Here is a 1,443-nt window from a genome sequence, read left to right as displayed (position 1 = left end):
GTATGAGTTTAGCCCTTTGATAAACTAAGCTGCCATGTCCAATTCCGTCTCATTTTGGGTGTGGTTTCGCTTAATATAGTTTTTGCTCAGCTCTGTGACATGTTCGACTGGATTGCGCCCCTGCAGATACGATGTTCGAAAGATCGACATCAATACTGCCTGGGCATCTGCCCCGGCCTCTGAGCGGTTTTGCTGGGAGATCTTTCGGGAAATGACCGGTCCTCGAATTTGCTGCTCTGCATGACTGTTCTCTGGGCTCACATCATAATCAAGGAAAGTAAAAAGCTCTTTCTGATGTCGCTTCAGCCGCTTGATCAGCCTGTTGACATCTTTGTCCTTGGCTACGGTCTCCAGGAGCATTTCCAGGCGGTCATGCAGGCGTTTTTTGCGTCGCTCATAGACCTGACAATCAAGATGGTCTTTGTTGTCCCTCAGGCGAAGGGCATCCTTGAGCAGTCTTTTGAGCTTTTTGCGAAAGGATTTCCATTCATTGGACGTACTTCTCTTGTCCACCTTCACCAGTTCGGTGAAGAGGTGAAAGTAGCAGCGTTGTTTGGCCAAGGCCTTAAGTCTGTTGTAAGCACCCCAAAAATCACAGATGAGAATGCCTTCAAACAAGACCCCTAAGACTTGCTCCACCACCGGGGAGCCACGACATTTGCTGATGGTGTAATAGCAGTACTCTTTGGTGCAAAAGGCCCATAGCCAATACGTCACCCCGTCCAGCCGCCACCCGGTTTCATCGGCATGCAGGGCGGCACTGTGCCGTATCTGCTCCAGAATATGTTCATATTCCGGCCGAAGCAGATTGGCCAGCCTGATCCAGGATTGGGTCAAGCCGCCTGGGGTGACCGGAAAAGAGCACACAGTGCTTAATATTTTGACCACGTTTCGCACACTGATGCCTACTGCATAGTGGAGCCAAGCAGTGAGCACAACGAGCCGGATGCCCAAATTGGCATTGCCCATGGCTTCGGTCATTGGAGCAGTGACAAAGTCCCTGCAATTCGGACACCAATGCTTGTAGATCGTGATCTCGGTGACTTCCGGCTCAACCGGAGGGATCTCTTCGATATAGCGCGTGTGCGACTTGACCCCCGGCCCGACTCCGCCGTGGCAATGTGGACATTGGTCAAGCTTATGGTCTTGGTAGTGATCGATCTTATCCGGAATTTTGCGCCTGCTTCCGGGATGACCTTTTTTGCGTCCTGGTTTCTTGCGCTTTTTGCCTTTGCGCTTGTTCTCTTTGGTATAGGGCGGCTTTTGTCCCGAGGGAGTGCTTGCGGCTTGGCTCACGAGCTGGTCATACTTTTCAGCTTTCTCACCAAGCTCCAGGATCTTGGCTATTGCCGCTTCCCGATCCTGCATCTCCAGGATGGCGATGGCTTCTTCTCGTTTCATGAGAGGAGCCACCTCCTGAACTTGGCGTGCAGGGGATACACA

The 1,443-nt window shown here is 51.8% G+C and carries 1 protein-coding gene; it reads right to left on the bottom strand.

Annotation, left to right across the window (positions count from 1 at the left end):
* Positions 1-24: 24 nt before the first annotated feature.
* Positions 25-1,401 (bottom strand): IS66 family transposase, encoded by a 1,377-nt coding sequence (tnpC, locus tag N902_RS18135; RefSeq protein WP_051564627.1) that lies wholly within the window; start codon positions 1,399-1,401, stop codon positions 25-27.
* Positions 1,402-1,443 lie beyond the last annotated feature (42 nt).

This window comes from Desulfovermiculus halophilus DSM 18834 (assembly GCF_000620765.1).
Lineage (GTDB): Bacteria > Desulfobacterota > Desulfovibrionia > Desulfovibrionales > Desulfothermaceae > Desulfovermiculus > Desulfovermiculus halophilus.
This window is presented reverse-complemented; position numbering and strand designations above follow the sequence as displayed.

Excerpts from the sequence above, each read along its gene's own strand:
- tnpC (WP_051564627.1), bottom strand. The coding sequence starts at position 1,401 with ATGAAACGAGAAGAAGCCATCGCCATCCTGGAGATGCAGGATCGGGAA.